The following is a 24,270-nucleotide window of genomic DNA, read 5'->3' as shown; positions in this document are numbered from 1 at the left end:
CCGACGTTCCGCCGGCCGCGGTTGCGCGAGTACGCGCAACCCTTCGAATCCCACACGGAAAGCCCGCAGGGGCTTTCCTCGTCTCCGCCAAGTTACAAAAGAAAAAGCCACCTTGCGGTGGCTTTCACTTTTGAAACTTGGCGGAGACGGTGGGATTCGAACCCACGATACGGGTATAAGCCGTATGCTTCCTTAGCAGGGAAGTGCCTTCGGCCACTCGGCCACGTCTCCAATCAGTGCCAACTAACTTGTCAGTCAGCGCTGAGTGCACGCATCTTAAGGGCTGGTGTTCGTTGCGTCAAGGACGCACGCCCAAAAATTTTGAAAATTGTTAAGCTTGCTCGAGGTTAAAAGCTTTGTGCAAGGCACGGACCGCGAGCTCCATGTATTTCTCGTCGATCAGGACAGAAATCTTGATCTCCGAAGTCGAAATCATCATGATGTTGATGCCCTCTTCCGACAGGGTGCGGAACATCTGCGAGGCCACGCCGACGTGGCTGCGCATGCCGACGCCGACCGCCGACACCTTCGACACTTTGGCGTCCCCGATGATTTTGGCCGCGCCCAGCGACTCGCGCTGCGCTTCCAGCACGCTCATCGCCTTCACGTAGTCGTTGCGCGAGACGGTGAAGGTGAAATCGGTCTTGCCGTCGACCGACTGGTTCTGGATGATCATGTCGACTTCGACGTTGGCTTCGGCGATCGGGCCCAGAATGTGGAAGGCGACGCCGGGTTTGTCCGGCACGCCCAGGACGGTGATCTTGGCTTCATCGCGATGAAAGGCGATACCGGAGATGACGGCTTGTTCCATGTTGCTTTCTTCCTCAAACGAAATCAGGGTGCCGGACTTCGCTTCTTCGTCCAGCGGCATCAGGGGATCGGTCAGCGACGACAGCACGCGCGTCGGGACCTGGTAGTTACCTGCGAATTCGACCGAACGCGTCTGCAGGACCTTCGAGCCCAGCGACGCGAGTTCCAGCATTTCCTCGAACGTGATCTTGGTCAGGCGGCGCGCCTCGTGCACCACGCGCGGGTCGGTCGTGTAGACCCCATCGACGTCGGTGTAGATCAGGCATTCGTCGGCCTTCAGCGCGGCGGCGATCGCCACTGCCGAGGTATCCGAACCGCCGCGGCCCAGCGTCGAGATGTTGCCATCTTCGTCCATGCCCTGGAAGCCCGTAATGATCACGATCTTGCCCTGGTTCAGATCGTTACGCACGCGGGTGTCGTCGATCGACTGGATGCGCGCCTTGGTGAACGAGGAGTCGGTACGGATACCCGCCTGCCAGCCCGTGTACGAGACGGCGTCCTTGCCGATCGCCAGCAGCGCCATCGCCAGCAGGCCGACCGAGACCTGCTCGCCGGTGGAGGCAATCATGTCCAGTTCGCGCGGGTCCGGCTGCGGCATGATTTCCTTGGCCAATCCGATCAGGCGGTTGGTTTCGCCCGACATTGCGGACGGCACCACCACGATCTGGTGGCCGGCATCATGCCACTTCGCCACACGGGCCGCGACATTCTTGATACGGTCCGTCGAGCCCATCGACGTCCCGCCATATTTGTGGACAATTAAAGCCATATCAGGAGGGTTCCAGCTTGTTGAAAGATCAAAAGATGACCCTTACGATACCATGCTGCAGCGCAGTATCACAAGACTGGCGGGAGAAAAAGCTATACGAAAAGAAAATAAAGTAATACCGTTTTCGTATAGAAACTATGACAAGCTTGCTTCCCAGCGCAGTGCGATGCGCTCGCCCTGCCCGTCGCGCACGTGGCGGCAATCCATGCCGATGGCGGCGGCGTACAGGAGCTCGCGGTCGGCCCACACCACGGGTGCGCGCTCGCGCTCCCAGGCCGGCACGCCCAGCGCCTGGTAATGCGCCTTCAGGCTGCGGGTCGGTCGGTTGGCGGCCGGCTTCAGGCGCTCGCCGCCCTTGCGGAAATCGATGGTAAGCGGCTGGCTGCGCAGCCAGGCCGGATCGAAGCCCCGCTCCGCCCGCTCGAAATGCAGCACGCCGCCATAGGCCGGGAAGGCTAGCTGCGCCTCGCCGCGCCAATGGAAGCTTTCGCCTTCCTTGATCAGCACGCCCTCGTCGTCCGGATCGCGCATGCCCGCCAGGTCGGGCAGCTTCGGGGTGATGTGGAGCTTGCCGCGATGGCGGCGGATGTGGCAGGCCGGGTGCGTCAGCTTGAGCTGGGCGTCTTCGCGCGCCGAATACAGCTGGGACACCATTTCGCCCAGCCAGGCGGTCGAGGGCATCGCCAGGCCGCGCACGGCGAACAGGTGGCGCAGCATATTGTCGGCGCGATCGCGGCTGAGCCCCTGCAGGCGCGCCAGGTCGACCGTATCGCCGTCGAGGCAGGCTGCAAGGTCTTGCGCGGCGACTTCGTCCAGGATGCGCTGGGCCGCCTGCACGTGGGCGGCGCCGCGCGCGAGGCGCTGCTGGTAGCCCGGGAAGTGCGTGGCCAGCGCCGGCATCACGCCATGGCGCAAGGCGTTGCGCGCATAGCGCGGGTCGCTGTTCGATTCGTCCTCGACCCAGGTCAGGCTTGTGTCGCGCGCATAGTCTTCCAGCTGCTGGCGCGCCACCTGCAATAAGGGACGCGCCATCACCAGGTCGGGGTCACCCAGCAGAGCGGGTGCCCGGTTGGCCGCATCCATGCCAGACAGGCCGGCCGGGCCGGAGCCGCGCAGCAGTTGCAGCAGCACCGTTTCTGCCTGGTCGTCGAGGTGGTGGGCGGTGAGCAGCAGCGGCACGCCGTGCTGGACACACATGTCGCCCAGCGCGCGGTAGCGCAGCTTGCGCGCGGCAGCTTCCGTACCGTCCTTGCCCTTGAGGACCTCGACGCGGCGATGATCGAAGGCGATGCCGAGTTCGGCGCAGGCCTGCGCGCAATGCGCCAGCCAGGCGTCGGCGTTCGGGCTCAGTCCGTGGTGCACGTGGAAGGCGTGCAGAAGGATGCCGTTCTCGCGCGCCCAGGCGTGCGCGAGCCGCAGCAAGGCCATCGAATCGAGGCCGCCGCTGCAGGCGATCGCCAGGGCGGTGGGGGAATACGACTCGCGCAGGCCCTTCAATGCCTGCGCAAAGACTGCCGGAACGGATCCGGCTTTGCTGAAACTCACTCTTCGCGCGGCAGCGTTTCCTTGAACTTACCGTAGGCCATCAGCTTGGCGTGACGGGCTTCCAGCAGGTCCTTGGTCTTCATGCCCTGGAACTGGCGCAGGGTGTCGGCCAGTGCGCGCTTGAGCAGCTGCGCCATCTGTTTCGGGTCGCGGTGGGCGCCGCCGAGCGGCTCGTTGACGATCTTGTCGATCAGGCCGATGGCCTTCAGGCGGTGCGCGGTCAGGCCCAGCGCGTCGGCGGCGTCGCTTGCCCGTTCCGAGGTCTTCCACAGGATCGAGGCGCAGCCTTCCGGCGAGATCACCGAATAGGTCGAGTATTGCAGCATCAGCACCGCGTCGCCGACGGCGATCGCCAGCGCGCCGCCCGAACCGCCTTCACCGATGATGGTGGCGATCAGCGGCACTTTCAGTTCGGCCATGACGTACAGGTTGTGGCCGATCGCTTCCGACTGGCCGCGCTCTTCGGCGTCGATGCCCGGGAAGGCGCCCGGGGTGTCCACGAAGGTGAAGATCGGCAGGCCGAATTTTTCCGCCAGCTTCATCAGGCGCATGGCCTTGCGATAGCCTTCCGGACGCGGCATGCCGAAGTTGCGCATCGCGCGCTCCTTGGTGTCGCGGCCCTTCTGGTGGCCGATGACCATGCAGGCCTGGCCGTTGAAGCGGGCCAGGCCGCCGATGATCGACTGGTCGTCGGCGAAGCTGCGGTCGCCGTGCAGTTCGTGGAAGTCGGTGAAGATCGCGTTCACGTAGTCCATCGTGTACGGACGCTGCGGGTGGCGCGCGATCTGCGAGACCTGCCACGGGGTCAGCTTGGCGTAGATGTCCTTGGTGAGCTGCTGGCTTTTCTTGGCGAGGCGGTCGATCTCTTCGGAGATGTCGACGGCGGAGTCGTCCTGCACGAAGCGCAGCTCTTCAATCTTGGAATCCAGCTCGGCGATCGGCTGCTCAAAATTGAGGAAAGTTGTTTTAGTCATTGTACCTCCGAATTGTTTCTTGGCCGCAACGCTTATGGCGTCTTGCGCGACCGCTCAGGCCCTGTTTGGGCGCTATTCTACCGTACCCGCAGCGGATATCGGTCAGGGCAAGGGGTCGAGGCTGCGCCACAGATACCAGGTTGCTACCGTACGCCAGGGTTCCCAGTTCGCTGCCACCTCGCGCGCATCGCTGCGCGATACCGGTTCGCCGGAGAAGTAATTCTGGCTGATGCCCTGAATCAGGCCGGGGTCGTCGAGCGGCAGCACGTTCGGCCGGAGCAGATTAAATATCAAAAACATCTCCGCTGTCCAGCGGCTGATGCCGCGGATCTGGACCAGTTCGGCGATGACGGCCTCGTCGTCCATCTGCGACCACAGGTCGGCGTGGACGCGCTTGGCTTTGAAATGGTCGGCCAGGTCGAGAATGTATTCGGTCTTGCGCTTGGACAAACCACAGCCGGCCAGCGCGACGGCGCCGGCCTTGATCACCTGGCTCGGGGACAGCTTGGGGCAGATCGCCAGCAACTTGCCCCAGGCCGCGTCGGCCGCCCTGGGCGTCACCTGCTGGCCCACGATCGAGCGCGCCAGCGTGGTGAACGGGTCGGGATGGCCGCGCAGGTGCAGGTCGCCGATCTGCGGGATGAGCTTGGCCATGATGCGGTCGCGCTGCATCAGCGCGGCCTTGGCCTCGGCCCAGTACACGGGTACCTGCAGGCTCTCCTGCGCTTCTCCCGACAGCTCTCCCTGCGGCCCGGCGTCCACGCCCGGCTTGTCCTGTTCGGCGGCCATTATGCGCGGCGCCAGGTCGTCGTTCCGTCCGGCTTGTCTTCCAGGATGATCCCGGCGGCAGTCAGTTCGGCGCGGATCGCATCCGCTTCGGCAAAGTTGCGGGCTTTCTTGGCGGCGGCGCGGCGGGCAATCGCGTCATCGATGCCGACGTCGCCGCCTGCACCCGTGCCGCCCTGCAGGTAAGCCTGCGGCGCGCGCTCGAGCAGGCCCAGCACGCCAGCCAGGGCTTTCAGCTGGCGCGCGGCTGCCAGGGACTTGCTGCGGTTGACTTCGCCGGCCAGGTCGAACAGCTCGGCCACCGCCAGCGGCGTGTTGAAATCGTCGTCCATCGCTTCGCGGAAGCGCACGGCGTGTTCCTCGTTCCAGTCCACGGCTGGCGTTTCGGCGTCGATATTGACGGTCGACAGCGCGGTGTACAGGCGGTTCAGCGCGCCCTTGGCGTCGTCGATGTGCGCGTCCGAATAGTTCAGCGGGCTGCGGTAGTGGGCGCGCAGGATGAAGAAGCGGATGACTTCGGCGTCGTACTTCTTGAGCACGTCGCGGACGGTGAAGAAGTTGCCCAGCGACTTGGACATCTTCTCGTTGTCCACGCGTACGAAACCATTGTGGATCCAGTAGTTGACCATGTTGCCGCCGAACGCGCCCTCGGACTGGGCGATCTCGTTCTCGTGGTGCGGGAACTGCAAGTCGGCGCCGCCGCCGTGGATGTCGAAGTGCTCGCCCAGCGTTGCGCAGGACATGGCCGAGCATTCGATGTGCCAGCCCGGACGGCCCTTGCCCCATTTCGAGTCCCACTTGGCCTCGCTTGGCTCGGATTCCTTGGCGGCCTTCCACAGCACGAAGTCGAGCGGGTCGCGCTTGCCGCTGTTGACGTCGACGCGCTCACCGGCGCGCAGGTCGTCGAGCGACTTGCCGGACAGCTTGCCATAGCCTTCAAAGCCGCGCACGGCGTAATTGACGTCGCCATCCTCGCCGCGGTAGGCCAGGCCCTTGGCTTCCAGCTGCTCGATGATCGACAGCATCTGCGGCACGTACTCCGTGGCGCGCGGCTCGACGGTCGGCGGCAGGATCTTGAGCGCGGAGATGTCTTCATCCTGGTACTTCAGGTTGCGTGCGACCAGCTGACCGATGGTCTCGCCGTTTTCGACGGCGCGGCGGATGATCTTGTCGTCGATGTCGGTGATGTTGCGGACGTATTTGACTTCATAGCCCGAGGCCATGAGCCAGCGATAAATCACGTCGAAAGCCATCATCATCCGCGCGTGCCCGATGTGGCAGAAGTCGTAGACGGTCATGCCGCACACATACATGCCGACCTTGCCGGCTTCCATCGGGACAAATACCTGCTTGTCACGCGCGAGCGTGTTGTAAATCTTCAGTTGGCTCATGGGTGTGGTCTGGTGAGGGGGAGGATCGGAGCAACAATCGCGGTGCACGATATGGAATACAGCGCGGCCTGGATTGCGTCGAGATCGTCTGAACCCTCGGGTGTTATTCTTCTTTGATAGAATGGGACGTTCTGCGCAAAGTATAGCATTGTTAAAATCCCGGCTGGCCGCAATATGGTTCAGCTTTATTTTTCGGGAAAAGACTTGACACCGTTTTGCGCGGTGTCCACAGAGGAGAGCCAAGACAATGACCACTGCCTTCCGCCGCTCGCTGCTTCAGGGCATCGCCCTGGGCGCCGGCGCCCTGCTTCTGTCCGGCTCCGCCCTGGCGCAGCAAGCCGAGCCCCAGACCGAGCCCCCTGCCGAAGCCTCGGCTGCGCCAGTCGTGAAAGGTCCGCAGGTTTCGCTCAAGACCACCAAGGGCGAGATCGTCCTGCAGCTGGACGAAGAGAAAGCACCGAAGACGGTCGCCAACTTCATGCAGTACGTGAAGCAAGATTTTTACAAGGGCACGATCTTCCACCGCGTGATCGACGGCTTCATGATCCAGGCCGGCGGCATGAACGAAAAGTTCGAGGGCCGCAAGACCAACAAGCCGGTCAAGAACGAATCCAATAACGGCCTGTCGAACCAGCCGTACACCGTGGCGATGGCGCGCGAAGACCATCCGGATTCGGCCACCTCCCAGTTCTTCATCAACGTGGCCGACAATTCCGGCATCGACTATCCGAACTACAAGGGTTCCGGTTACACCGTGTTCGGCAAGGTCGTGAAGGGCCAGGACGTGGTGGACAAGATCAAGGGCGTGGTCGTGGACGACGTGCGCGGCATGCAGAATGTGCCGGTAGTACCGATCTTCATTAAGTCCGTGACCGTGCTCAAGGGCGACAAGCTTGTAAAATAGCGGCTGCGATTGTCGCATCATCAACAATACCAACTTACACAGGACAGCACATGACCAGCGTTCGCATGACCACCAACATGGGCAACATCACCGTCGAACTGGACGCCGACAAGGCGCCGAAGACCGTTGCCAACTTCATTGACTACGTCAACAAGGGTCATTTCACCAACACCATCTTCCACCGCGTGATCAAGGACTTCATGATCCAGGGCGGCGGCTTCGAGCCGGGCATGAAGCAGAAAGCCACCGACACGACCGTCGAGAACGAAGCCAAGAACGGCCTGAAGAACGACAAGTACACCATCGCCATGGCCCGTACCTCGGCGCCGCACTCGGCATCGGCCCAGTTCTTCATCAACACCAAGGACAACGCATTCCTGAACTACCCGGGCCAGGACGGCTGGGGCTACGCGGTGTTCGGCAAGGTCACCGAAGGCCAGGACATCGTCGACCAGATCAATACCGTGAAGACCACCCGCAGCGGCATGCACTCGGACGTGCCGGTCGACCCGGTCGTCATCGAAAAGGTCGAAGTCATCTGATGTTCGCAGTGCGCCGGGGTCTGAAGTACCCATCTGTTCAATGACGACGCCCCAGCGCACGTATGCGCTCTTCATCTCGGACCTGCACCTGCAGGCCGCACATCCGCGCACGGCCGAAGCCTTCTATGGTTTCCTGGCCGAGCGCGCGACCCACGCCGAGCGGCTCTACCTGCTCGGCGACATCTTCGAATACTGGGCCGGCGACGACGATCTCGCCGAGCCTTTTCACCAGCAAGTCATCGGGGCGATCCGCGCCGTCAGCACCGCGGGCACGTCTGTGTACTGGCTCGCCGGCAACCGCGATTTCCTTGTGGGGCCAGGCTTTGCGGAAGCGGCGGGACTGAGTCTGCTGGACGAGCCGCATGTGATCACGGCGGGCGGCAAGCGCATCGTCCTTGTTCATGGCGACGCCCAATGTACCGCCGACCTCAAGTACATGGCCTTCCGTGCCCAGGTGCGCGACCGCGAGTGGCAGCAGCAGTTCCTCGGCATGCCGCTGGCGCAGCGCAAGGCCATCATCGCCGGCCTGCGTGAAGGCAGCCGCGAGGCGCAGGCGGGCAAGTCCTACGAGATCATGGATGTGGCCGCATCAAGTGTGGAGGCGCTGTTCGACGCAACGGATGCGTCCGTCATCATTCATGGGCATACGCATCGGCCGGCCGTGCATGACACGGGCGGCAGGCTGCGCTATGTACTGCCGGACTGGGAGCTGGATGTCGAGCCGAAGCGTGGTGGCTGGATTGAACTTGCCCATGATGGCACATTGACCCGCTACGATCTGTAGGGTGGGCGGGTCCCCCGCCCACGCGGTCAGCAAATACATGAACATTCGGTGCATGTACTCAAACGCGAGTTGACCGCGTGGGCGGCACAGCCACCCACCCTACAGAAATTCGTCCAGTAACTCTGGGTGCTTCCCCAGCAGCCGCAACAGCTTCACCAGCGCCACCGGCGCATGCGCCTCCCCCGACTCGAAGCGCGCAAAGTCCCCCGCCCCATCCCCGAACAATTCGTCCGCCTTCTGCCGGGTCAGGCCCAGCGCCTTGCGCATCGCCCGGATCGTCTTGAGCTCCTCGGCATCGACCTGCTTGCGAAAGGCCGCCACCAGTTCGCCGTAGTGGTCATGCTCGCCTCGCGCGAACATGACCTCCTTGCACCCGGCGCAATGCTCGACTGCGACTTCGGGAATCGTCGTGCTCTGCCCCTTGTAGGTGTAGTGCATCTCTCTGATCGCATGGGCCAGCGGCGATTCGCCGCAATTCGGGCACTTCAACATCGCTTCCTCCTGTCTCGTCGTCCTCCATCCTACCAAAGCCTGCCTCGAGGCCGCGCCCGCAAAAATTTGTTCAATATGTATGTTTACATTTACCAAGCCACTGTTATACTTCACTACAACACCACTTCAATGCGACACCAAGGGGAGACAACATGAACAATGCAGCGCCACCACAAGGGAGGACTGGACATGACAGTCGGCTGGAATGACAACGCACCCATTTACCGCCAGCTCAAGGAGCGGGTGGTGGGCATGATGCTCGACGGTATTCTGAAAGCCGGAGACGCCCTGCCCTCGGTCCGCCAGATCGCGGCCGAATACCAACTCAACCCGATCACGGTATCGAAGGCATACCAGGAACTGGTCGACGAGCACTTAGTAGAAAAACGAAGGGGGATTGGCATGTACGTCACTGAAGGAGCAAGCGAAAAACTCTTGGCCACCGAACGCGAGCGCTTCATCCGCGAGGAATGGCCCGCCATGGTCGAACGCATCCGCCGCCTCGGCCTGAACGTGGAAACCCTGCTGAACGCTTCCGGCAACCACGCACCGGGAGGTTCAGCATGAGCGCCGTGCTTTCCGCACGCGGCCTGACCAAGCGTTACGGCAAGCGTACCGCCGTCGACGGCATCGACTTCGAAGTGCCCGCCGGCCGCATCGTCGGCCTGATCGGCCCCAACGGCTCGGGCAAGACCACCACCCTGAAGGCGGCGCTCGGCCTGATCGACTTCGACGGCCAGCTGTCGGTGATGGGCTACGACCCGCGCACCCAGCGCGACGACCTGATGAAGGACGTCTGCTTCATCGCCGACGTCGCCATCCTGCCGCGCTGGCTGCGCGTGAAGGATGCGGTCGACTTCGTGGAAGGCGTGCACCCGCGCTTCAACCGCGCCCGTGCAGAGAAGTACATCGCCAACACCAAGCTCAAGCCGAACATGAAGGTCAAGGAGATGTCGAAGGGCATGATCGTCCAGCTGCACCTGGCGCTGGTGATGGCCATCGACGCCAAGCTGCTGGTGCTCGATGAACCCACCCTGGGCCTGGACATCATGTACCGCAAGCAGTTCTACCAGAACCTGCTGGAAGACTACTTCGACGAGCAGAAGACCATCGTCATCACCACCCACCAGGTGGAAGAAGTCGAGCACATCCTGACCGACCTGATGTTCATCCGCGACGGCAAGATCGTGCTGGCCGCGACGATGGAAGAAATCGGGGAGCGCTATACCGAGGTGATGGTCCCGGCCGACAAGGTCGGCGCCGCCAACGCCCTGGCGCCGATCGACCAGCGCAACGTGTTCGGCAAGGCCGTGATGCTGTTCGACGGCGTCTCGCGCGCCCAGCTCGCCCAGCTCGGCGAGACCCGCAACCCCAGCGTTGCCGACCTGTTCGTGGCAACGATGAAAGGAACCTACGCATGAAAACGATGAAATGGCTGCTCCGGCGCGAGTTCTGGGAGCACAAGGGCGCCTTCCTGTGGACGCCGGTCGCGGTTGCGGCCGCCATGATCCTGCTGGTGGGCGGCGGCTTCCTGTACGCCATGACAATCAGCGCCCCCGAGAACATCCAGTTCAACGGCCACAATGTCGTGCAGATCAACGGCGTGCCGCCGGCGCTGCGCTACAAGGTGGCGCATATCGCGGCCTCGGGCTACATGGGCCTGGCGGCGCCGGTGTTCATGGTGCTGGCCGTGGTCGCGTTCTTCTACTGCCTGTCGGCCCTGCACGATGACCGCAAGGACCGCAGCATCCTGTTCTGGAAATCGCTCCCGCTGTCGGACCGCGATACCGTCCTCTCGAAAGTGATCACGGCCGTCTGCGTGGTGCCCCTGATTACCATCGCGATCGGTACCGCCGCCGCCCTCGTCATGCTGCTGCTCGGCCTGGTCGGCACCGCCAGCAAGGGCATGAACCTGTTCGCCCCGGTGCTGATGGAGCCGAACCTGTACCTGAGCCCCCTGTACCTGCTGGCCTTCCTGCCGGTGTACATCCTGTGGGCGCTGCCGACCGTCGGCTGGCTGCTGCTGGTGTCGAGCTGGGCCCGCTCCAAGGTGTTCCTGTGGGCCGTGGGCACGCCGCTGGTCGTCGCCCTGCTGCTGAAGTGGTTCAACGTGCTGGTCGGCCACGTGTCGAACAACGTGATCAACGTCGACTGGTTCTGGAGCGAAGTGGTAGCGCGCGGCCTGGCCGGCCTGGTGCCGGGCATCTGGTTCTCGCAGGACCACATCGCCGTCATGAACCAGCAGGAAGGCATCGACCCGGCCGGCCTGCTGGGCATGTCCTACGGCACCCTGGCCACCCCAGGCGTCTGGGTCGCCGCCCTGGTTGGCGTCGGGATGCTCTACGCTGCGATGCGCATGCGCCGCTGGCGCGACGAGGGCTGATCCGGATGCGCGCCCTCCCCGCCCTGGCGCTCGGCGCGCTGTTCCTCTGCGGCGCGGTTGATATCACCCGCGCCGCAGAGGACAAGCCGGTGCGCGAGCTCGATCCCGTGCATGTGAATGCCATGCGCAACCCGGACGTGCGCAAGTACAAGGTAATCCTGGCTGGCATGGATGCTTTTGAGCGCCACCACGCCTTGGCCCCTGCGGCCGATCGCCTGCGCTTCCGCCTGAGCACCGGCAAGAAGGACGAGTCGCCCGATCCGCTGGCGGCGCGCCTGGTCGGGGATGACGGCTTCAAGCTGCCGATCGCGATCGACGCCAGCGGACGTTTCGAGGTGCCGCGCAGCGAGGCGGCCGCGGATGCGAAGAGCGAGCTGGAACTGAACCGCAAGCGCCGCCTGTACCGCACCGAGCCCGAGATCCGCACGCCGGGCCTGCCGGTGAACCAGCGGCGCCTGGGCGACCTGCGGCTGGAGTGCAAGGTGACGATCGCCATGGCCAAGGAAGAGATTCCCACCTTCTGGGTCATGACCGTCAACACCCTCCTGCTGCGGACCGACTGGTGCGGCTTCTTCGGCGACCAGGACGATTTCCGCTGGGAGGGGACGAGCAGGAAGGCGAATTTCCCCTTCCGCGCCGAACGCAAGCTCGCCGGGGCAATCCTGGTCGAGGGCAATCGCTCGGCCCAGCTGGAGGTCAAGGAGGAATCGTTCCAGGTCCCGATCGGGAACGCTACCTGGAGCGACGATGCGGTGGTCGAACTGACCTATGCCGCCGCGGCGGACGCGCCTACTGGAACTGCTGGCGAAACGCCTCGAACTGCGCCTTGAGTTCCTCGAGTTCGCCGCGCAGGGCGGCGACTTCCTGCTCGAGCTGGCCGACACGGCTGGCGCCACCGCCACCCAGGCCGGCGCCCGCCGCAGGCGGCTCGTAGGCGGCGAGTTCGCCGCCCAGCAGGTGGCCATAACGGGCCTCCTTGGTGCCCGGGGCGCGGTCCAGGCGCGCCACCAGCGGCGGGTATTTATCGATCAGGAACTGCAGCACGCTTTCCACATCCGGCACGCTCTTGAACTCGAACAGGCGCCCGGTGCGGGTGCGGATCTCGCCGGCGGTCTGCAGGCCGCGCAGCATCAGGATACTAAGGACCGCCACCTTGTCCTGCTCGAGCGTCCACTTGATGCGCATGCGGTGCTCGTATTTCACGACGCGCGCCCCGGCCTGCGAAATGGTGCCGACCAGCTTCTTCTCGATCAGGCGCTGCAGGGTATCCTGCACCACCTCGTCGGTCAGCTGCATGATCGGGTCGCGGCTCGACAGCTGGTTGCAGCCGTTGACGATCGCGTTCACCGACATCGGGTAGTTATCGGGCGTCAGCGCCTCTTTTTCGGCCAGCACCGCGAGTACGCGGATTTCCATCGGATCCAGCTCGGCAGTGCCCGTCACTTCATTCGTCATGCGATTCCTCAGTCGACCAGTCGGTTCAGTTGTTCGGAATCGAGTTTATCACCCTCGGTCACCTTCGGGCAGCACAGGCCGGCTTCACGCATGGTGTTGGTGAGGCGTTCGATCTGCTCGTCCTGGCGCGCCACGTGGTCGATCAGGCCGCGCAGGGCTTTCGACAGCGGGTCGTCGCCATTGGGCGTGACGCCGTAGGCGGCGAACAGGTGGGCGCTGCGCGACTGGTCTTCCTTGCGAATGATGTGGGCCGGATTGCCGACCGCGGTGGCGCCGCTCGGGACCGGCTTGATGACGACCGCATTGGAACCGATCTTGGCGTACTCGCCCACGGTAAACGCGCCCAGCACCTGGGCGCCGGCGCCGACGATCACGCCACGCTCCAGCGTCGGGTGGCGCTTGGTGCCGGCCACCAGCGTGGTGCCGCCAAGGGTGACGCCCTGGTAGATGGTGCAGTCGTCGCCGACGACGGCCGTCTCGCCGATGACCACGCCGAAGCCGTGGTCGATGAAGACCCGGCGGCCGATGGTGGCGCCCGGGTGGATCTCGATGCCGGTGATGATGCGGGCGACGTAGGAAATGAAGCGGCCGATCCACTTCAGGTTGAGCTTCCAGCAGGCATGCGCCCAGCGGTGCATGATCAGGGCATGCAGGCCGGGGTAGCAGGTCAGGACTTCCCAGCCATTGCGGGCGGCAGGGTCGCGCTGGATGATGCTATGGATATCGTCGCGTAAGTTGGAAAACATAATAAGGATGATCGCAAACCAACGGTGATGTTAGCGTATGTTTACTGGGTTTGCTTGGGGTGATGCGGAGATGGTAAAGCTGGAGGCTGCGGAGCGGAATTGGATCCCGGCCTTCGCCGGGATGACGGTCTTTAGGTATGAGGTATTTTTTGCGTAAGCGTGACGCTAACGCATGAGATGAACCATCAGCAGTAGCACGTCGTCCCGGCGCAGGCCGGGACCCAAGTTCAGGTGAACTAAATTAGCCTTCGCGCCCGATCCGCTGCCGGCGCGCCTCGTACAGGCAGACGCCCGAGGCCACCGACACGTTCAGGCTCTCGACCGAACCGAACATCGGAATGCTGACCAGGAGGTCGCAGGTTTCGCGCGTCAGGCGGCGCATGCCCTCGCCTTCCGAACCCATCACCAGTGCGGCAGGGCCGGAGAAATCGGCTTCGTACAGGCCCTTGTCGGCGTCGTCGGAGGTGCCGATCAGCCAGATGCCGCGGTCCTTCAGGTCGCGCATGGTGCGCGCCAGGTTGGTGACGGTGATGTAGGGGACGCTCTCGGCGGCGCCGCTGGCGACCTTGGCGGCGGTGGCGTTCAGGCCGACCGCACGGTCCTTCGGCACGATGACTGCATGTGCGCCGGCGCCGTCGGCCACGCGCAGGCAGGCGCCCAGGTTGTGCGGGTCGGTGATGCCGTCGAGGATGAGCAGCAGCGGCGGGCCTTCGATCGCATCGAGCAGCTCGTCCAGGTTACGCGCCAGCGCCAGCTGGCTGGCGAAGGCGATCACGCCCTGGTGGCGGCGGGTGCCGGTGATCTTGTCGAGGCGCGCGGCTTCGACCGGCATGACGCGCACGCCGGCCTCTTTCGCGCTGGCGATCAGGGCCTTCATGCGGGCGTCGTTGCGCTCGGCGTCGACGAAGATCTCTTCCACCGATTGGGCCTCGTGGCGCAGCCGCGAGGTCACCGCGTGGAAACCGAAAAGCATTTTGTTTTTCATGTATTACTTCTTCTTCCTGCTAGTTTTGGCAGCGGGGGTCTTGGCCTCCGCCTTGGTTTTCGGTGCGCTCTTGCTGGCTGCACGCTTGGTTGGCGTCTTCGACGCCGTGGTCTTGCCTGCGGCCTTGGCGGCCGGCTTGCGCGCGCTGCGCGGCACGCGCGGCGGCGGCACGAAGACAACGTCTTCGTCCTCGTCTTCCTCGTCTGCGGCACTGGCATAGCGCGACGGCTCGACGGGCGCAGCTTCGCCCTTGGCCTTGCGCTTGCGCGGCGGCTTCGGCTCCAGCGCCTCGATGGCGGCCTGGCGTGCGCGTTCCATCGGCGCCGGGATGGGTTCCGAGGCTTCAGCGAGCACCAGGTCGATCTTGCGCGACTCGAGGTCCACGCGCGCCACCTTGACGTTGACCTTGTCGGTCAGGCGGTAGGTCGCGCCGCCGCGTTCGCCGCGCAATTCGTGGCGCGCTTCGTCGTACTGGAAGTAGTCGGTGCCCAGGCCGCTGATGTGCACCAGGCCCTCGACATACAGCTGGTCCAGGGTGACGAAGATGCCGAACGGGGTCACGCCGGACACGGTGCCGGTGAAGTCCTCGCCCAGCTTGTCCTGCATGAAGTAGCACTTCAGCCAGTTCTCGACGTCGCGCGAGGCTTCGTCGGCGCGGCGCTCGTTGGCCGAGCAGTGCACGCCCAGCGCGTCCCAGATCGTCAGGTCCTTCTCGTTCTTTTGGGTGCCCGCGGCCTTGTCCTTGGCCGCCTGCTTGCGCGCGGAATTCGACAGGGTCGTATTCAGCTTGCCCAGCTCGATGCCCTTCGGCTCGTACTTCTTCCCTTGCAGGATCGCCTTGATCGCGCGGTGGGTCAGCAGGTCCGGATAGCGGCGGATCGGGCTGGTGAAGTGGGCGTAGGCTTCATACGCCAGGCCGAAGTGGCCGACGTTGTCCGGGCTGTAGACGGCCTGCTGCATCGAACGCAGCAGCATGGTCTGCAGCAGCGCTGCGTCCGGGCGCTCCTTGATCTTCTGCATCACCTCGGCGTAGTCGCGCGCGGTCGGCTTGGTGCCGCCGCCCAGGTTCAGGCCGACGAGTTTCAGGAAGGTGCGCAGCTGGTTCAGCTTTTCTTCGGTCGGCACCGCGTGGATGCGGAAGGTGCCCGGATGCTTGTGACGGATCAGGAGATCCGCCGCGCACACGTTCGCCGCCAGCATGCACTCTTCGATCAGGCGGTGCGCATCGTTGCGGGTGCGCGGGATGATCTTTTCGATCTTGCCGACGGCATTGCAGACGATGTAGGTCTCGGTGGTCTCGAAGTCGATCGCACCGCGCTCCTGGCGCGCCTTGAGCAGCGCGCGGAACACTTCGTTCAGGTTCAGCAGGTGCGGCACGATGCCCGGGCGGCGCTGGGCTTCCGGACCATTCGTGTTGCCGAGGATCTCGGCCACTTCGTTATAGGTCAGGCGCGCGGCCGAGTGCATCACGGCCGGGTAGAACTGGTAGGCCGTGACTTCGCCATCCGTTGTCACGACCATGTCGCACACCAGGGTGCAGCGGTCCACCGCCGGGTTCAGCGAACACAGGCCGTTGGACAGCTTCTCGGGCAGCATCGGGATCACGCGGCGCGGGAAGTACACCGAGGTGCTGCGCTCGATCGCATCCGCGTCCAGCGCATCGTTCGGCTTGACGTAGTGGCTGACGTCGGCGATCGCGACCAGGAGGCGGTAGCCCTTGGTACGGCCGATCTTCACCGGCTCGCAATAGACCGCGTCGTCGAAGTCGCGTGCGTCTTCGCCGTCGATCGTCACCAGGGGCACGTCGCGCAGGTCGACGCGGTTTGCCAGGTCGGCATCCACCACTTCGTTCGGCAGGCGGTTGGCCTGCTTCAGCGCGGCCGGCGAGAATACGTGCGGCACGCCGAACTTGCGCACCGCGATTTCGATTTCCATGCCCGGGTCGTCCAGTTCGCCGAGCACTTCGGCGATGCGGCCGGTCGGCTGCTGGAAGCGCGAAGGCTGTTCGATCAGCTCGACGCTGACCACCTGCCCGGCCTTGGCCTTGCCCGGCCCGCCCGCCACCAGCACGTCCTGGCTGATGCGGTTGTCTTCCGGCGAGACGATCCAGACGCCGCCTTCATTCATGAGGCGACCGATGATGTGGGTGTTGGCGCGTTCGACCACCTCGACGATGGTGCCTTCCGGACGGCCACGGCGATCGGTGCCGGTGACGCGTGCGCGCACGCGGTCGCCGTTGAGCACCTTGTTCATTTCCTTATCGTTCAGGAACAGGTCGTCGCCGCCCTCGTCCGGAATGACGAAGCCGTAGCCGTCGCGGTGCGCGCTGACCTTGCCGGTGATGAAGCCGGACTGGTCTGCAAGCATATAGGTGCCGCTGACATCGGCGCGGATCTGGCCGTCGCGTTCCATCGCGTTCAGCCGGCGGCCGAGCACTTCCTGCGCGGTGGGCTTGACCTTGAGGACGCGCGCCAGGTCGCTCGCGCCGAGCGGGCCCTTGGCACTGCGGAAGACGGCGAGGATTTCCTCGCGGCTAGGAATGGTATGAGTAGGTTGCTTCAAATCGTTTTCTTATTTCTCTTAATGGATGGACACTGCCAATGCAGGGCCTGGATTCATTGACACCTTGACAGGCGTAGTGTAACGGAGAGGCGTGCGATTCGCCTAACGTATGCAGCGAAGCGTGCTCGGGAAACTTGCTTGCAAACCCCAGCGCGGGGACTTTGACTTTTGAAATCCTTCCGCTATAATCTCGGTCTCTTCAGCAACGCAGCAAGCTGCAGCAGGAGAGAATGCAGTAGCAGGAAGAGCGTTCAGCGCAATGACCGACGAAAGTTGATCTAGCGAAAAATGACAAAGCCTGATATTGTAGCAGAGTTAGCAGTTCAGTGCCCACGTGGCGGAATTGGTAGACGCGCATGGTTCAGGTCCATGTGCCGCGAGGTGTGGGGGTTCGAGTCCCTCCGTGGGCACCAGCTACCGGTAGTACTCCGCAGCAGTATGCAGTATCGTAGGGTGGGCGGATTTCCGCCCACGCGGAAGGCAGCACAGTAGTAGCAGTAGTCGAAGCAAATATGCCCACGTGGCGGAATTGGTAGACGCGCATGGTTCAGGTCCATGTGCCGCGAGGTGTGGGGGTTCGAGTCCCTCCGTGGGCACCAACTACCGGATGTAAATCCGCAAGAAGTAAAGTTTTGAAGTAGCAGGTTCAGTGCCCACGTGGCGGAATTGGTAGACGCGCATGGTTCAGGTCCATGTGCCGCGAGGTGTGGGGGTTCGAGTCCCTCCGTGGGCACCAAACTCTACCTAGGACAGACGTCCCGCAAAACGCCGTAAGCTTTGAAAAAGGCTTACGGCGTTTTGCGTTTATTTGCTCCATTTATGCCTCCGACTTGGACAGGCGCCTGCATTCTGCTTAGACTGCGCCCATGTCACTCTTCGATTTCTTCCGCCGGCCACCGACGCCACACAAGTACGCCCAGCTGTTGATGAAAAAGCTGGCCATCCACCATCCGGACGAACCGGTGCGCTTCGACGAAGCCGGTTTTCGTCTGCTGGTCGGCAGCGATGGCAGCCAGGTCATCAACCTGCACAACCTGTATCCGGAATACTGCGCCGCCGACAAACACGAACGTGTGCTGCAGCTGGAGCGCGCGATCGCGATCATGCGCCCGCCCGGCCTGCCCGCCACCTTCGCGGAAGCGCGCACGCACCTGATGCCGGTGCTGCGCGGCCGCGGCATGATGGAATACCTGCGGCTGATGGAACTCGGCAAGGAACCGTCCGCGTCCTCCGGCAGCCTGGCCTTCCCCTTCAGCAGCGATACCGCCCTGATGCTGGTGCACGATGGCGAGCACATGATGCAGTCGTTTGGTGCGGCGCAGCTGGAGCAATGGGGTGTGACGGCGGACCAGGCACTGGCCGCCGCCATGGACACGCTGCGCGACGCCAGCGTCGACCGCTTCGTGCAGATCGAGCCTGGCCTGTTTGCCGGCGACTGGGGCGATGCCTACGACTCCTCGCGCCTGCTGCTGGCCGACCTGGCGCACCGCATCGCCGGCGCCAATCCGGTCGCGATGGCGCCGGCGCGCGGCACGCTCTTGCTCGCATCCGGCAACAATGTCGAGGGTGTGCGCGCGATGGTGGCGCTATCCCAGCGCATCGCCGACAGCGAGCCCCGGCCGGTGTCCGCGCTGATGTATCGCTACCAGGATGGCCGACCGGTCGACTATGTGCCGGAAGACGAAGTGGCGCGCAGCGCGCTGGAAAACCTGAAGCGCCAGTACCTGTTCGGCGACTACGCGGCGCAAAAGGAGACGCTGGACGAACTGCACGAGAAGAGCGGCACCGATATTTTTGTAGCCAGCTACAAGGTGATGCGCGACGAGACGCAGGGCATCGAATACAGCCTGTGCAGCTGGACCAACGGTGTCGACAGCCTGCTGCCGCGCACCGAGCGCGTGGCACTGGTGGTGTACGAGGGCGATGAGATGCAGGAGCTCTTGATGCTGCCCTGGGATGCGCTGCACGCAGCCTGCGCGGAACTGATGGTGCCGGTGCCGGACGCGTATCCGGAGCGCTACCGCGTCACCGCCTTCCCCGACCTGGCGCGGGTGCGCCCGCTGGCCCTGCCCAGAGATTAGTGCGCGGCCAGGTCGTCGAGGATCGGGCAGTTTGACCGCGCATCGCCATGGCAGGAGGCGGCCAGCGCTTCCAGGGTGCGGCGCATCGCCTCCATCTCGGCGATCTTCTTATTCAATTCGTCGATGTGGGCGCGTGCGAGGGCGCGCACGTCGGCGCTGGCGCGGCCCTGGTCCTGCCACAGGCTCAATAATCTGCGAATCTGCTCGAGCGAAAAGCCAAGCGCGCGGGCGCGGTGCACGAACTGCAGCACCCGCACGTCCTCCCCGGAATACACGCGGTAGCCGGCCCCGGTGCGCCTGGGCTCCCTGACCAGCCCGATCGATTCGTAATGGCGGATCATCTTGGCCGACACGCCGGAAGCCTTGGCGGCGTCTCCGATGTTGAGCTGCGTTGCGGCTTGTTCCATTGTCATCTCCTGTTGTATCCAGGGGCAGAATACACCTTCCCACGATAGGAAGGTCAAGGGAACGCTTGACTTGGCGCGGCGCCGCGCTAAGCTCGACAGGACATGAAACGCCTCACACTCCTGCTCGCCCTCGGCCTCCTTGTTCAATTCGCATCGGCCGCTCCCGCGCCCTATTACCAATGGCGCAGCAAGCTCAACGGCGCCTTGGCCTGCTCGCAGACACCCCTGGGCGCGGGCTGGGAAAAATTCGCCGGCCCGTACCGGGACGCGCGTTGCGAAAAACTCATTGTTGCTAAATAATGGGATAGCAAGGCTCATCCGATTTATTCCAATACTGAGGAGACACCGATGTTCACGAGTCCGGAGCAGTTCGCCAACGCAACCAAGACCCTGTTCGACCTGCAGATGCAGACTTTCAATACCCTCGCCGACAAGACGGTGAAGGGCGTGGAGCAAGTGGTGGCCCTGAACATGAATGCAGCGAAGAACTCGATGGAAGGTTCGATCGCCGCCAGCCAACAGATGGCCGCGGGGTTTGCCGCTTCCGGCGACCCCAAGGCTGCAATCGCCGCCCTGCATGCGCGCATGCAGCCGGGCGCTGCCGGCGCCGCGGAATACCGCGAGAACCTCAAGGCCATCATCGACGAGATGCACCAGGAATTCCGCCAGGCTGCCGACACCCACGTGGCCGAAGCCAAGAGCACGCTGTCGGCGCTGATCTACGACGTGACGCAGAACGTCAAGCCGGGGTCAGAGAACGCGGTCGAGATCATCAAGACCGCGATCGACAACGCCTTCAAGGGCTATGAACAGGTGACCCAGGCCACGCGCCAGGCAGTGCAGACGGTCGAGGAGCAGATCGCCAAGGCCAGCTCGATGGTGCAGCCGGGCATGCAGAAACCGTCCGAAAAACCGGCCGAATAAACGGCCGGTTCACCATGAAAGAAAATTTCATCCTGGGCCCTAGGTGAAATTTTCTTTCACCCCCCTTCCGCCTCGATTCCCAGCAAATCTTCCAACCGCGCCAGCGAGGCATCGTCCTTGATGACTGAGCGCAGCCACGCGTGCAGCGGCTGCTCGCCCCAGCGCGCCGCCTTCTCGGCCAGGTAGGCGACCGGGCTGTGCGGCTCGGTGCGACGGAAGAACTCGGCGACGCTGCGCAGCTGGGCCAGTGCCTGCTCGCGGCTTTGCAGCGGTCCCTCCACCACGCACATTGCCGCGCCTGGCGTCACCACTACCGGGATCGGCGTCCGCGCCACCTCCGCCACGGTTGCCGACGCCGCAGTCGCCGGCGCCGCCATGTCGGCAAAATCGCGCAGGGCCGCACGCGCCGCGCCGAAGCTGGGGCCATCGGCGCCGAGGCGCTCGTCCACCACGCGTTCCAGCTCGGCCAGCGCCTCCAGGCAGTCCTGCGCGCCCGTTGCCAGAGCCTGACGCGCGGACGCCGGCGCTTTGGCGCGCGCTGCCTCCAGCTCGGCCACCGCGTCCGGCCCACGCGTGCGCGCCGCTTCCCAGGCCATCATGCTCACACCCTCGGCCACCGGCACTTCCTTCACCAGCGGGGCAATGCGCGCTGCGATCCAGGCCAGGTTGCCAATGCGGCGCTCATAGCCGTCTTCGTCGGGCAGCGGATGTACGTGCTCCCAGTAGCGTTCGCACAGCGCACCCAAGAGGCGCAGGCTGGCGGCCATGCCGCCCAGGCGGTCGGTTTTCGTGGCCGCTTCGGCCAGCCAGACGGCCAGCTGCAGGTCCTTGCTACGCGTTTCCAGCAGTTCGATGCAGCGCCTCGACACGAACTTCCAGTCGGCTTCCTTCAGCGTCGTCACCCAGGCGCCCTGCTCGATCGACGGATCGTCGGCCTCGCGCGCACGGTTGATGGCGTCGAATTCGGGCGAGAACGCGAGGTCTTCGCCGCAGGGCTGGCTTGCTGTGAGCGGAACCAGGACTTTATCGAGATTGAACATGGTGGCGCCTTATTCGATCGCGTACTTGAACTTGCCGGCCTTGGTGGCGCCGATCTTCACGCGGCCGATCGTTCCGCCTTCGGCCATCCGCGCCAGCACGCTGTCGGCGATCTCGGGCAGCAGCGTGCCGTTCAGGATATTGTCGACATTGCGCGCGCCGGAATCGACTTCGGTACAGCGGTTCAAGACCGCCGCCACCAGCGCGTCGTCGTACTCGAAGCGGGCCCGGTGGTTGTCCATCACGCGCGCCTTGATGCGGTCCAGCTTCAGGCGAATGATGTTACTCAAAACCTCGTCGCGGATCGGGTAGAACGGCACCACGGTCAGGCGCCCCAGGAAGGCGGGCTTGAAGTGCTTCATCAATGCGGGACGGATCAGTTCCGCCAGCTGGTCCGGGGCCGGCACCTCGTTGGCCGGCTTGTTCAGGCAGGCCCCCATCATCTGGCTCGACCCGACGTTCGAGGTCAGGATGATGATGGTGTTGCGAAAATCGATCTGGCGCCCCTCGGCATCGTCCAGCACACCCTTGTCGAAGACCTGGAAGAACAGCTCGAGCACGTCGGCGTGCGCCTTCTCGACTTCATCCAGCAGCACCACACTGTAGGGATTGCGCCGCACCGCTTCGGTCAGCACCCCGCCCTCGCCATAGCCGACATAGCCCGGCGGCGAGCCTTTCAGGCCGGAGACGCTGTGCGCTTCCTGGTATTCGCTCATGTTGATGGTGACGAGCTTCTTTTCGCCGCCATACAGGATGTCGGCCAGCGCCAGCGCGGTCTCGGTCTTGCCTACTCCCGAGGTGCCGACGAACAGGAACACGCCCTTCGGTTTGTTCGGATCGTCCAGGTTGGCGCGCGCGGTGCGCACGCGCTGGGCCACGGCCTGGCTGGCGTGCGACTGGCCGAGGATGCGCTCGTCCAGTAGCGACTGCAGCTTCACCACCGTGCGCAGTTCGTCCTTGACCATGCGGCCGAGCGGAATGCCGGTCCAGCTGGCGACGATTTCCGCTACCGTGTGACCATCCACCTGCACCGGCACCAGCGGCGACTCGCCCTGCAGGCTGCGCAGCTTGTCGGTACGGGCGCGCAGGGCGCTGGCGTCCTGCGTCCGGCCCTCCTCGAGCGCGGTGCGCATCTCGCCGATTTCGGCGGCGATCTTCTGTTCCTCGTCCCAGCGCTGCTGCAGGCCAATGCGTTCGTCATCCAGCGCGCCGCGCTGCTGGCGCAGCTCTGCCAACTTCTCCTCGTGGCTGGCGCCGGCGCTGGCTTCGCGCTGGAGCGATGCCATTTGCGCATCGATGCGCTCGATCCGGCGGCTGCAGTCTTCCAGCGCCGCCGGGGTGGCGCTCTGGCCCAGGGCCACCTTGGCGCAGGCGGTATCGAGCACGCTGATCGCCTTGTCCGGCAGCTGGCGCCCGCTGATGTAGCGGTGCGACAGGCGCACCGCCTCCACGATGGCGTCGTCGTAGATGCGCACCTTGAAGTGGCTTTCCATCAGCGGCGCCATGGCGCGCAGCATGGCGCAGGCGGTCGGCTCGTCCGGCTCCTCGACCTTGATCACCTGGAAGCGCCGCGCCAGCGCCGCGTCCTTCTCGAAATACTTCTTGTACTCGCTCCAGGTGGTCGCGGCGATGGTGCGCAGTTCGCCCCTTGCTAGGGCAGGCTTCAGCAGGTTGGCCGCGTCGTTCTGGCCGGCCGTGCCGCCGGCGCCGATCATGGTGTGGGCCTCGTCGATGAACAGGATGATCGCGTGCGGGCTCTTTTTCACTTCGTCGATCACGTTCTTGAGGCGGTTCTCGAACTCGCCCTTCACGCTGGCCCCCGCCTGCAGCAGGCCCATGTCGAGGGTGTGGATCTCGACGCCCTTCAACACGTCGGGCACGTCGCCTTGGGCGATGCGCAGTGCCAGGCCCTCGACCACGGCGGTCTTGCCGACGCCGGCCTCGCCGGTCAGGATCGGGTTGTTCTGGCGCCGGCGCATCAGGATGTCGATCGCCTGGCGGATCTCGGGGTCGCGCCCGATCACCGGGTCGACCTTGCCGTCGCGCGCACGCTGGGTCAGGCAGGTGGTGTACTGGTCCAGCGCCGGCGTGCTTCGCGCCGGGCCGGCCGCGATCTCCTCGGCGGCGTCGCCCGGCATGTCGAGCTGCTCGGCGGCCATCGGCTGCGCTTCCTGCGAGCCGCGCGTGATTTTCTGGAAGTCGTGCTTCAGGCGGTCGATCGGGAACTTGCGGAACAGGGACGAGGCGCGCACGGCCAGCTGCGACAGCGAGGGTTCGGCGAGCAGCGCCAGCAGCAGGTGCCCGCTGCGGATCTGGTTCGGCTGCCCCGCAGTTGGCGCAGCGAGGGATGCGATCAGCCACGCATGCTCGAACAGCACCGGCAGGTGGCGCGAGAACACGGGCGTACGCGCGCTGCCGCTGGCAAAACGTGCGATCTCGTTGCGCAAATCGGTCTCGAGGCCCGTCAGGCTGATGTCGCAGTGCTGGGCGATCACGCACAGGTCGCTGCCCGGTTGCTCGATCAGGCCCAGGAACAGGTGTTCGATCTCGACCTCGTACTGTCCCAGCCCGACGCAGATCGAGGCCGCCCGGGTGGCGGCGGCACGGGTGGTGTCGTTCAGTTTGCCGATCAGGGTCTTGAGATTGATGTCCATCGTGTCGCATCCTTGAAGAAGAGGGTCGGCCGCCGGCG

General features: G+C 64.3%; 23 protein-coding genes and 4 tRNA genes. 13 read left to right on the top strand and 14 right to left on the bottom strand.

What is annotated here, in order from left to right:
* Positions 1 to 138: 138 nt before the first annotated feature.
* The 6 genes from LK539_RS11195 to cysS all read right to left on the bottom strand — a co-directional run bounded on the left by LK539_RS11195 (position 139) and on the right by cysS (position 6,275).
* Positions 139 to 231 (bottom strand) — tRNA-Ser (locus LK539_RS11195).
* A gap of 100 nt (positions 232 to 331) precedes the next feature.
* Positions 332 to 1,579 carry an aspartate kinase gene (locus LK539_RS11190; protein WP_227800985.1) on the bottom strand — a complete coding sequence of 416 codons (1,248 nt, stop codon included), beginning with the start codon at positions 1,577 to 1,579 and terminating at the stop codon, positions 332 to 334.
* Between the two features lie 135 nt (positions 1,580 to 1,714).
* On the bottom strand, positions 1,715 to 3,124 hold the full coding sequence (gene tilS, locus LK539_RS11185) for a tRNA lysidine(34) synthetase TilS (RefSeq protein ID WP_227800984.1): 1,410 nt from the start codon (positions 3,122 to 3,124) through the stop codon (positions 1,715 to 1,717).
* Entirely contained in the window at positions 3,121 to 4,098 is a 978-nt protein-coding gene (locus LK539_RS11180) for an acetyl-CoA carboxylase carboxyltransferase subunit alpha (protein WP_227800983.1), read from the bottom strand. The genes tilS and LK539_RS11180 overlap by 4 nt, the downstream gene beginning before the upstream one ends.
* 102 nt (positions 4,099 to 4,200) lie before the next feature.
* Positions 4,201 to 4,887, bottom strand: coding sequence for a DNA-3-methyladenine glycosylase (locus LK539_RS11175; protein ID WP_227800982.1), 687 nt, complete (start codon positions 4,885 to 4,887; stop codon positions 4,201 to 4,203).
* Positions 4,887 to 6,275 (bottom strand): cysteine--tRNA ligase, encoded by a 1,389-nt coding sequence (gene cysS, locus LK539_RS11170; protein WP_227800981.1) that lies wholly within the window; start codon positions 6,273 to 6,275, stop codon positions 4,887 to 4,889. Before cysS ends, LK539_RS11175 begins: the two co-directional genes overlap by 1 nt.
* 247 nt (positions 6,276 to 6,522) lie before the next feature.
* Here cysS and LK539_RS11165 point away from each other — a divergent pair, with 247 nt between their 5' ends.
* Genes LK539_RS11165 through LK539_RS11155 form a run of 3 tightly spaced genes read left to right on the top strand, consistent with a single transcriptional unit; the run spans position 6,523 to position 8,505 of the window.
* On the top strand, positions 6,523 to 7,179 hold the full coding sequence (locus tag LK539_RS11165; RefSeq protein WP_227800980.1) for a peptidylprolyl isomerase: 657 nt from the start codon (positions 6,523 to 6,525) through the stop codon (positions 7,177 to 7,179).
* A gap of 50 nt (positions 7,180 to 7,229) precedes the next feature.
* On the top strand, positions 7,230 to 7,721 hold the full coding sequence (locus LK539_RS11160; protein ID WP_227800979.1) for a peptidylprolyl isomerase: 492 nt from the start codon (positions 7,230 to 7,232) through the stop codon (positions 7,719 to 7,721).
* Positions 7,722 to 7,761: 40 nt separating this feature from the next.
* Positions 7,762 to 8,505: a UDP-2,3-diacylglucosamine diphosphatase gene (locus LK539_RS11155; RefSeq protein WP_227800978.1), complete on the top strand. Its 744-nt coding sequence runs from the start codon at positions 7,762 to 7,764 to the stop codon at positions 8,503 to 8,505.
* Between the two features lie 99 nt (positions 8,506 to 8,604).
* Here the strand turns inward: LK539_RS11155 and LK539_RS11150 are convergent, their stop codons facing one another.
* Entirely contained in the window at positions 8,605 to 8,997 is a 393-nt protein-coding gene (locus tag LK539_RS11150) for a type II TA system antitoxin MqsA family protein (protein ID WP_227800977.1), read from the bottom strand.
* A 189-nt stretch (positions 8,998 to 9,186) separates the two neighbouring features.
* On the opposite strand from LK539_RS11150, the gene LK539_RS11145 reads away from it, so the two are divergent.
* The 4 genes from LK539_RS11145 to LK539_RS11130 are packed head-to-tail and all read left to right on the top strand — an operon-like array spanning position 9,187 to position 12,210.
* Complete coding sequence (locus tag LK539_RS11145) at positions 9,187 to 9,564, top strand: GntR family transcriptional regulator (protein ID WP_227801144.1); 378 nt, start codon at positions 9,187 to 9,189, stop codon at positions 9,562 to 9,564.
* Positions 9,561 to 10,418 carry an ABC transporter ATP-binding protein gene (locus tag LK539_RS11140; RefSeq protein ID WP_227800976.1) on the top strand — a complete coding sequence of 286 codons (858 nt, stop codon included), beginning with the start codon at positions 9,561 to 9,563 and terminating at the stop codon, positions 10,416 to 10,418. The genes LK539_RS11145 and LK539_RS11140 overlap by 4 nt, the downstream gene beginning before the upstream one ends.
* Positions 10,415 to 11,380, top strand: coding sequence for an ABC-2 transporter permease (locus LK539_RS11135; RefSeq protein WP_227800975.1), 966 nt, complete (start codon positions 10,415 to 10,417; stop codon positions 11,378 to 11,380). Before LK539_RS11140 ends, LK539_RS11135 begins: the two co-directional genes overlap by 4 nt.
* Before the next feature lie 5 nt (positions 11,381 to 11,385).
* A complete protein-coding gene (locus tag LK539_RS11130; protein WP_227800974.1) occupies positions 11,386 to 12,210 on the top strand; it encodes a hypothetical protein in 825 nt (274 codons plus the stop codon).
* Here LK539_RS11130 and LK539_RS11125 read toward each other — a convergent pair.
* The 4 genes from LK539_RS11125 to rnr all read right to left on the bottom strand — a co-directional run bounded on the left by LK539_RS11125 (position 12,170) and on the right by rnr (position 17,128).
* Positions 12,170 to 12,835, bottom strand: a complete 666-nt coding sequence (locus LK539_RS11125; RefSeq protein WP_227800973.1) for a YceH family protein — start codon at positions 12,833 to 12,835, stop codon at positions 12,170 to 12,172. The genes LK539_RS11130 and LK539_RS11125 overlap by 41 nt on opposite strands.
* Before the next feature lie 8 nt (positions 12,836 to 12,843).
* Complete coding sequence (gene cysE / locus LK539_RS11120; protein WP_227800972.1) at positions 12,844 to 13,581, bottom strand: serine O-acetyltransferase; 738 nt, start codon at positions 13,579 to 13,581, stop codon at positions 12,844 to 12,846.
* A gap of 241 nt (positions 13,582 to 13,822) precedes the next feature.
* A complete protein-coding gene (gene rlmB, locus LK539_RS11115; protein ID WP_227800971.1) occupies positions 13,823 to 14,566 on the bottom strand; it encodes a 23S rRNA (guanosine(2251)-2'-O)-methyltransferase RlmB in 744 nt (247 codons plus the stop codon).
* Between the two features lie 3 nt (positions 14,567 to 14,569).
* Positions 14,570 to 17,128: a ribonuclease R gene (gene rnr, locus LK539_RS11110; protein WP_227800970.1), complete on the bottom strand. Its 2,559-nt coding sequence runs from the start codon at positions 17,126 to 17,128 to the stop codon at positions 14,570 to 14,572.
* 328 nt (positions 17,129 to 17,456) lie between these two features.
* On the opposite strand from rnr, the gene LK539_RS11105 reads away from it, so the two are divergent.
* The 4 genes from LK539_RS11105 to LK539_RS11090 all read left to right on the top strand — a co-directional run bounded on the left by LK539_RS11105 (position 17,457) and on the right by LK539_RS11090 (position 19,209).
* Positions 17,457 to 17,541: transfer RNA gene (locus LK539_RS11105), tRNA-Leu, on the top strand.
* 101 nt (positions 17,542 to 17,642) lie between these two features.
* Positions 17,643 to 17,727: transfer RNA gene (locus LK539_RS11100), tRNA-Leu, on the top strand.
* Positions 17,728 to 17,779: 52 nt separating this feature from the next.
* Positions 17,780 to 17,864: transfer RNA gene (locus LK539_RS11095), tRNA-Leu, on the top strand.
* 130 nt (positions 17,865 to 17,994) lie between these two features.
* Positions 17,995 to 19,209, top strand: coding sequence for a hypothetical protein (locus tag LK539_RS11090; protein WP_227800969.1), 1,215 nt, complete (start codon positions 17,995 to 17,997; stop codon positions 19,207 to 19,209).
* Here the strand turns inward: LK539_RS11090 and cueR are convergent.
* Positions 19,206 to 19,622: a Cu(I)-responsive transcriptional regulator gene (gene cueR / locus LK539_RS11085; protein ID WP_373889533.1), complete on the bottom strand. Its 417-nt coding sequence runs from the start codon at positions 19,620 to 19,622 to the stop codon at positions 19,206 to 19,208. The genes LK539_RS11090 and cueR overlap by 4 nt on opposite strands.
* A gap of 96 nt (positions 19,623 to 19,718) precedes the next feature.
* Between cueR and LK539_RS11080 the strand changes: the two genes are divergently transcribed.
* A complete protein-coding gene (locus LK539_RS11080; RefSeq protein ID WP_227800967.1) occupies positions 19,719 to 19,916 on the top strand; it encodes a hypothetical protein in 198 nt (65 codons plus the stop codon).
* Positions 19,917 to 19,964: 48 nt separating this feature from the next.
* Positions 19,965 to 20,540: a TIGR01841 family phasin gene (gene phaP / locus LK539_RS11075; protein ID WP_227800966.1), complete on the top strand. Its 576-nt coding sequence runs from the start codon at positions 19,965 to 19,967 to the stop codon at positions 20,538 to 20,540.
* Between the two features lie 56 nt (positions 20,541 to 20,596).
* Here phaP and tssA read toward each other — a convergent pair whose 3' ends face one another.
* Together tssA and tssH are read right to left on the bottom strand one after the other, a co-directional pair.
* Complete coding sequence (gene tssA, locus LK539_RS11070; protein ID WP_227800965.1) at positions 20,597 to 21,580, bottom strand: type VI secretion system protein TssA; 984 nt, start codon at positions 21,578 to 21,580, stop codon at positions 20,597 to 20,599.
* 9 nt (positions 21,581 to 21,589) lie between these two features.
* Positions 21,590 to 24,232 carry a type VI secretion system ATPase TssH gene (tssH, locus tag LK539_RS11065; protein WP_227800964.1) on the bottom strand — a complete coding sequence of 881 codons (2,643 nt, stop codon included), beginning with the start codon at positions 24,230 to 24,232 and terminating at the stop codon, positions 21,590 to 21,592.
* Positions 24,233 to 24,270: the final 38 nt, after the last annotated feature.

Origin of the sequence: Massilia sp. IC2-476 (assembly GCF_020707295.1) — a bacterium.
In the GTDB taxonomy this organism is placed as follows: domain Bacteria; phylum Pseudomonadota; class Gammaproteobacteria; order Burkholderiales; family Burkholderiaceae_D; genus Telluria.
The sequence above is the reverse complement of the archived record's forward strand: the minus strand, read 5'-3'. Positions and strand labels throughout refer to the sequence as shown.

What these genes read in the sequence shown, in the direction of transcription:
- LK539_RS11190 (WP_227800985.1), bottom strand. Translation starts at nt 1,579, where the DNA reads ATGGCTTTAATTGTCCACAAATATGGCGGGACGTCGATGGGCTCGACG.
- LK539_RS11180 (WP_227800983.1), bottom strand. Translation starts at nt 4,098, where the DNA reads ATGACTAAAACAACTTTCCTCAATTTTGAGCAGCCGATCGCCGAGCTG.
- LK539_RS11175 (WP_227800982.1), bottom strand. Translation starts at nt 4,887, where the DNA reads ATGGCCGCCGAACAGGACAAGCCGGGCGTGGACGCCGGGCCGCAGGGA.
- cysS (WP_227800981.1), bottom strand. Translation starts at nt 6,275, where the DNA reads ATGAGCCAACTGAAGATTTACAACACGCTCGCGCGTGACAAGCAGGTA.
- LK539_RS11165 (WP_227800980.1), top strand. Translation starts at nt 6,523, where the DNA reads ATGACCACTGCCTTCCGCCGCTCGCTGCTTCAGGGCATCGCCCTGGGC.
- LK539_RS11160 (WP_227800979.1), top strand. Translation starts at nt 7,230, where the DNA reads ATGACCAGCGTTCGCATGACCACCAACATGGGCAACATCACCGTCGAA.
- LK539_RS11155 (WP_227800978.1), top strand. Translation starts at nt 7,762, where the DNA reads ATGACGACGCCCCAGCGCACGTATGCGCTCTTCATCTCGGACCTGCAC.
- LK539_RS11150 (WP_227800977.1), bottom strand. Translation starts at nt 8,997, where the DNA reads ATGTTGAAGTGCCCGAATTGCGGCGAATCGCCGCTGGCCCATGCGATC.
- LK539_RS11145 (WP_227801144.1), top strand. Translation starts at nt 9,187, where the DNA reads ATGACAGTCGGCTGGAATGACAACGCACCCATTTACCGCCAGCTCAAG.
- LK539_RS11140 (WP_227800976.1), top strand. Translation starts at nt 9,561, where the DNA reads ATGAGCGCCGTGCTTTCCGCACGCGGCCTGACCAAGCGTTACGGCAAG.
- LK539_RS11135 (WP_227800975.1), top strand. Translation starts at nt 10,415, where the DNA reads ATGAAAACGATGAAATGGCTGCTCCGGCGCGAGTTCTGGGAGCACAAG.
- LK539_RS11130 (WP_227800974.1), top strand. Translation starts at nt 11,386, where the DNA reads ATGCGCGCCCTCCCCGCCCTGGCGCTCGGCGCGCTGTTCCTCTGCGGC.
- LK539_RS11125 (WP_227800973.1), bottom strand. Translation starts at nt 12,835, where the DNA reads ATGACGAATGAAGTGACGGGCACTGCCGAGCTGGATCCGATGGAAATC.
- cysE (WP_227800972.1), bottom strand. Translation starts at nt 13,581, where the DNA reads ATGTTTTCCAACTTACGCGACGATATCCATAGCATCATCCAGCGCGAC.
- rlmB (WP_227800971.1), bottom strand. Translation starts at nt 14,566, where the DNA reads ATGAAAAACAAAATGCTTTTCGGTTTCCACGCGGTGACCTCGCGGCTG.
- LK539_RS11090 (WP_227800969.1), top strand. Translation starts at nt 17,995, where the DNA reads ATGTCACTCTTCGATTTCTTCCGCCGGCCACCGACGCCACACAAGTAC.
- cueR (WP_373889533.1), bottom strand. Translation starts at nt 19,622, where the DNA reads ATGACAATGGAACAAGCCGCAACGCAGCTCAACATCGGAGACGCCGCC.
- LK539_RS11080 (WP_227800967.1), top strand. Translation starts at nt 19,719, where the DNA reads ATGAAACGCCTCACACTCCTGCTCGCCCTCGGCCTCCTTGTTCAATTC.
- phaP (WP_227800966.1), top strand. Translation starts at nt 19,965, where the DNA reads ATGTTCACGAGTCCGGAGCAGTTCGCCAACGCAACCAAGACCCTGTTC.
- tssA (WP_227800965.1), bottom strand. Translation starts at nt 21,580, where the DNA reads ATGTTCAATCTCGATAAAGTCCTGGTTCCGCTCACAGCAAGCCAGCCC.
- tssH (WP_227800964.1), bottom strand. Translation starts at nt 24,232, where the DNA reads ATGGACATCAATCTCAAGACCCTGATCGGCAAACTGAACGACACCACC.